Annotated in this window: 6 protein-coding genes; all 6 read right to left on the bottom strand. The window is 38.6% G+C overall.

The window, feature by feature from the left end; genetic code table 11:
• Nucleotides 1-269: 269 nt before the first annotated feature.
• Nucleotides 270-644, bottom strand: coding sequence for a hypothetical protein (locus NE638_RS17475; protein WP_059085767.1), 375 nt, complete (start codon nucleotides 642-644; stop codon nucleotides 270-272).
• A gap of 140 nt (nucleotides 645-784) precedes the next feature.
• Nucleotides 785-1,762: a M28 family metallopeptidase gene (locus tag NE638_RS17470; RefSeq protein ID WP_227752247.1), complete on the bottom strand. Its 978-nt coding sequence runs from the start codon at nucleotides 1,760-1,762 to the stop codon at nucleotides 785-787.
• A 415-nt stretch (nucleotides 1,763-2,177) separates the two neighbouring features.
• Complete coding sequence (locus NE638_RS17465) at nucleotides 2,178-2,885, bottom strand: hypothetical protein (RefSeq protein ID WP_242858927.1); 708 nt, start codon at nucleotides 2,883-2,885, stop codon at nucleotides 2,178-2,180.
• Nucleotides 2,882-4,180, bottom strand: coding sequence for a hypothetical protein (locus tag NE638_RS17460; RefSeq protein ID WP_161284360.1), 1,299 nt, complete (start codon nucleotides 4,178-4,180; stop codon nucleotides 2,882-2,884). The genes NE638_RS17465 and NE638_RS17460 overlap by 4 nt, the downstream gene beginning before the upstream one ends.
• A 2-nt stretch (nucleotides 4,181-4,182) precedes the next feature.
• Nucleotides 4,183-4,833 carry an ATP-binding cassette domain-containing protein gene (locus tag NE638_RS17455; RefSeq protein ID WP_044925097.1) on the bottom strand — a complete coding sequence of 217 codons (651 nt, stop codon included), beginning with the start codon at nucleotides 4,831-4,833 and terminating at the stop codon, nucleotides 4,183-4,185.
• 43 nt (nucleotides 4,834-4,876) lie between these two features.
• On the bottom strand, nucleotides 4,877-5,287 hold the full coding sequence (locus tag NE638_RS17450; protein ID WP_244094887.1) for a hypothetical protein: 411 nt from the start codon (nucleotides 5,285-5,287) through the stop codon (nucleotides 4,877-4,879).
• Nucleotides 5,288-5,411 lie beyond the last annotated feature (124 nt).

Below are 5,411 nucleotides of genomic sequence, written 5' to 3'. Positions count from 1 at the left end.
GACGGATATGTATTTATGAACTAATTGTTCTTTTTCAGTATACTACATCAGGGAAGGGAGAACGAGTGTTTCTTTTATACTATAGAGATTTTTTTTGAGCAGATATGCTCAGATGTGCAATTCATCTCACCACCTGAAGAGGTGGGAGAATTCTTGCTACATTTGTTAAAATTTATTCTTCTCAGTGGCCTTAATATATAGTTTATCAAAATATAGAAGAAATGGATATATATTTTCTTTTAATATTTTTCTAAAAAAGCTTTATTTTATCACTCTTCAGTCACCGGACGCATCATGGAAAGCAGCTCCTTCCGGTAATGATCGGCCTTTTCCTGATTGCCCTGTTCTTTCCGTACCATCTTTGTGATTCCCGGATACTGTCCCGGGAAGCTTTGCAGCATGATACCATCTCCATAGATCAGGTAAACATCTCCGTCTGTCATATCTTCCTCTGTCAGCTTCTTTCCATTCTCATCCGTAAGCTTATCCGGTATCGTTCCGGAAAAAATCGTGTCCGTGTCCAGATCCGCAAAATACCAGCTGTTATCATCTGTATGAAAATACACTGCTGTCATCGGCTTTTCCCCACATCCCGCCAGACAGAACATAACAAGTACCGCCAGCATCACGATCCATTTTTTCATTATTCCACCTCCTAGTCTCTGTCAGTATTTGATTATTTCGACTTCGTACCGTGCTAGCACCATGAAAAACATTAATATTACTGACTTCTACAATGTTTTTTATCTGGCACTACCATTAGTGGGAGATTTTTAATATAAATTTAATTGATCGTTGGAAGTACTTCCATAACCTGATCAATCACTTCCACAATTCTCTGTATATCCATATTTTCTTTTACATCAGAACTATCATTCACGTTCAAACCATCTTGCCAGTCCTGGACAATAGATACTGCCGGGATATTCACTAATGCAAACGGATAATGGTCACTGTTGGTTGCCATTGTCAGGAAAAATCTGTCACTGGGTGTAAATAGTTCTGACATACTGTTTTTATTTAATTCTGCCAGTTTTTTCAATCCCTCATCATCATATTCCGCATTGTCTGGTCTTTTGTTTCCTTCGATCATCGCCATATAACCCAGATCACTTTTTTCTGCAATAGTATCAATATTTATTACTCCGATGATCTGTTTCCGCTCGTCCTCCGTCAGCTTACCAACATACCATCTTGAACCCAGCATATATTTCTCTTCGCCCGAGAATAGGATGAATTTTATATTATACGGTATCTCTGTATCTTTTAAAATCCTTGCCAGTTCAAGCACTGCTGCCACTCCGGAACCGTTATCATTGGCGCCCACCGAATCTTCTGCACTGTCATAATGGGCACTTATGATCAGATTTTTTGTAGTATCAATGGATGAGTTTTTTGTCACAATGATATTTTCACCAATGCCGTCAACAATTGCATCCTCGGCTGTTGATGCCAGAAACACATCCGCCTGCGAGGAATGCCTTATTGCATTCTCATTGTTTTCATCGTTATATTCGAATTTCTGGTATTCTATATTGTCATATCCCAGATTGCCAAAATATTCACTAATATATTCTTTTACATTCTGTATTGCATCAGAATTTATTGGACGCGGTTCAGAAGTGATTTCATCGATGATCTGTTCAATATTCTGTTCCAAAGGCTCTATTATTGTACCGTTCTGGGTAACACTCTCCGCCATTGTCTGAATTGGTGCTATTAATGATATAACCATAATTAAGGCAATTGTAATTTTTTTCATTTGTGAGCTTCCTCATTTTACCAAGTATTAATCAGTATCTTTTATCCAATAACTTTCCATGCAGAACCATAGGCTACAACGAAAGCTTTTTTCCATACCATAAACATTATCATTTAAATCTCAGATTTTGAAAAAGGGACAGACATTGATAAATTCACTTAGTTCCATTCTGGGCTATGTACGGAACATTACAACCACATGATCAAAAAGCAGTAAATCTGATATTCAAATGTACATTGTGATTCTTTTTTTTACAAAATTAGCTTTTTTATCATTTATGTTATCAACTGATACTATTATACCATGAACTGCATCACCAACCAAGTGTTCTTTTTTGCTTTTACAGCGTTCGTACAGTGCTTTTACAATTCATTGCACATCTGTAAAGGAAAGAGACTTCTTGCTATATATTATGTTAAATTCCTGAAAGTAATTTCTTTGCGTTCTCCAGGTTATTCTTTCCATTTATTTTTAGATATACTTTACTGATTTCAGAAGGCTCTCCTATTTCTCTGCAGAGATCCTGTGCCTGGGAAATGGGTATGTAGATTTCGTTGCCTTCTGTTACTACAGCGGCTTTACAGGGCATATATGAGGTTTGCGGTTCTCTTGCGGAATTGCCGGATAAAGTGGTAAGATCATCCGCGGCTTTGGAAGTATCCTTCTCTTTTTCATCCAGGGAATAAAAAATATTCAGGTTTTCACCCATCTCTAAAAATTTTTCCTGTTGTTTTTTTGAAATGGCATGATTATTATAGTCTTTCATATCCCGTAGGGAACCATTTCCCAGCAATAACAACGGCATCTTCCCCAGTTCATTCTGAGTTGGATTTTTTCCAAACGCATTCATATCAATTCCTGAAAAAGTCGTTGTTTCCGTATAATCTTCAATTTTGATGACAACCGGGACTTCTATGACTGGCCAGATTTCTTTTATACCTTTTATCTTCTTCGCTTTCTGCAAAAAATCTTCATCATAAGCCAGATCTCCAAGTGGGAGCAGCACAGTAAATTGCCGTTTTTCTTCTTTCATGCCTGCCAGCAGCATTCCTAATAATGTAAGTATCAATGCCAGCAGAAGTATGACAAATAAGGTAAAGCTGTCTATTTTTTTTCTTTTCAATGAGAAGCCGCCTTTCTCACTTCTTCGAGAAGGATATTTTTCTTATGAAGCTTTCTGACCAGAATCAGGATTATGGAAATAAGCAGTACTGCAACAACTGCAGCTATGGAATACCACCAGTTATTGGTTTTCTCCTGGTCATCTTCAACCTTTAAAGACTTTATCTGGGTTTCTTTGATTTCAGAATCAAATTTCATTTCTTCCTCGTATGATTTGCCATCTGCATCCTCATACGTAAGAATTAATTGACCTGCACATTTTCCTGTTTTTCCTTTTACATATATGCGAAGACTTCCCTGGGATAAATCTCCGGCCTCTATGGTCCCTAAGAATGCAGTATCGTTTGAGCTTAATTCATCAGCCTTTAAGCTGACACTTGCATTGTAAATTTTGTCTCTTCCGAGATTCATTGCTTTTACCGGGATCTCTACTGTATCCATAGTGTACAAAACAGATGGAATATCTGAAGCTTCCAGCTTAACACGAACCGGTTGGATGATCTGAAAAGACAGTAATTCTGTACCGGTAGTTGCCGTTGCTTTCGAATCTTCATAATCCAGAGAAAAAGTAATGACAGCCTGGCCAGGATCACAGTTTTCTGTTATAGTAATCATCTGTTCCAAAGTAATTGCTTCACCAGGAGCCAGGACTTGTACATAAAAAGAGTTTTTCTCAAATTCGATTCCTTTGTTCTCTGTAGAAAGGGAAATTTTTAAACCAAATACATTTTGACTGCAGCTTTTATTTCGAAATGTCAGCGACATTTCTGTTGTAGAACCAGCCTCCAATCGTCCACCTGAAAGATTGCTGTCTTCTAATAATACCTGCGGTTTATGTAATATTTTTTCACTTGATGAGTCTGATGTTGAATTACCTCCTCCCCCACCGCCCGAATACCCTCCGTTGTCTATAACCGGATCTGTTATCTGCGGGGCGTCACCGTCTTCCGGATTATCACTGTCTATTACAACATGAAAAGGATTCGATTTAGAACCATCACCAAAGTCATCTCCTGATGTAAAAATATCCGGATCCGGATTTTCTTTATCGGTATCAGCTTTATCAGGAGTCTTTTCATCCTCTGCCGGAGGTTCGGTACTCGTAGAATCATCCTCTTTTTCATCAAGGGTTAACGAGTTGTCATTCTCATAAGATACGGACGGATCTGAGTCCGTAAATCCTTCTTCAGCAGATGTAATCTCCGTGTTTTGAGGCTCTGTGGCAAAAACGGTAGCTGGAAGAAATATTATTGTCGTACACAATACTAATGCCGTTTTTACAAATAAATTTCTCATTATCAGGCAGTCCTTTCTCTTAAGATTCCTCCATCCATTTCATATACGTGGTCACATAAGATTCTGATGTCCTCTTCATTATGGCTTGCCAGCAAAATGGTTTTTCCTGCTGCTTTTAAATCCAGCAGCAGTTCTCTTATTTCTTCCACGCCATGTTTATCCAGTCCATTAAACGGCTCATCCAGGATCAAAAACAGAGGATCTTCCATAATGGCCTGTGCAATACCAAGGCGTTGACGCATTCCAAGGGAATATTTTCCGACTGGTTTCTTCATGTCCGGATCCAATCCTACCCTTTTTAAGACTATGCGGATATCGGCCTTCGAAATCCGGCCATTCATGTCTGCCAGGATCTCCAGATTTTTAAAGCCCGTATATTGTGTAAGAAAACCGGGAGTCTCGATAATAACTCCAAGACTTTCAGGAAAATCCACATCATGGCCTATTTTTTTTCCAAATACAAAAATAGTGCCCGTAGTTACAGGGAGAAACCCACAGATGCATTTCATAAGAACGGTCTTTCCGGAACCGTTATTTCCAACAATCCCATAGACGTTCCCTGTTTTCAAGGAAAGATTTACTTCCTGTAACACGATGTCTTCACCGAAACGTTTGGTCACGTGTTCTATTTTTACGCAGGTGTTCTGCATCATTCCACTTGCTCTTTGCGGATCACAGGCCAGATTAAATGTCCCTTCAGATTTCTTCCAATCTTCCATATAAAACACCTCCCAGAATTCCCAGCATTACTAATAAAAACAACAGTAGAAATAGCCAAAGTCCTATTTTGTCCGGTCCCCAATTTTTATCAGCCAGTATCCATTCTACTGGATAAAACCATATCTGATTTTTAAAATAGCGGTCATGAAGAATAATTCCGAAATAGAAGCTTACAAAAGGGATTCCATATACCATGTAAGCAGAATCCCATAAAATCCCGCAGCTTCCACCGAAAGTACTTATGATACTTCCGATAAGTCCTGTCCGGAATGCCTTCATGAGCAAGTCCAGAAGTGCTTCTTTCTGAATAGCACCCTGTATCTCCAGCGGATAGAACACAATAAAATTGATAAAAAGTACCGTTAGTATAGCTAATGTCCAGACCATAAAACCAGACATCATAATAGAAAAGACTTTACCTTCGACATACTGTCTGCGGGTCGTTCTGGGAAGTATCTCCTGGTATGATGTAGTCATAGACCAATAAGGTCATCCACATCATATTCTCTAA

The sequence above is a fragment of the Blautia sp. MSK.18.38 genome (assembly GCF_024460535.1).
In the GTDB taxonomy this organism is placed as follows: Bacteria; Bacillota; Clostridia; order Lachnospirales; family Lachnospiraceae; genus Blautia_A; species Blautia_A fusiformis.
Note: the sequence above shows the minus strand (reverse complement) of the source record. Positions and strands in the feature narration are given on the sequence as shown.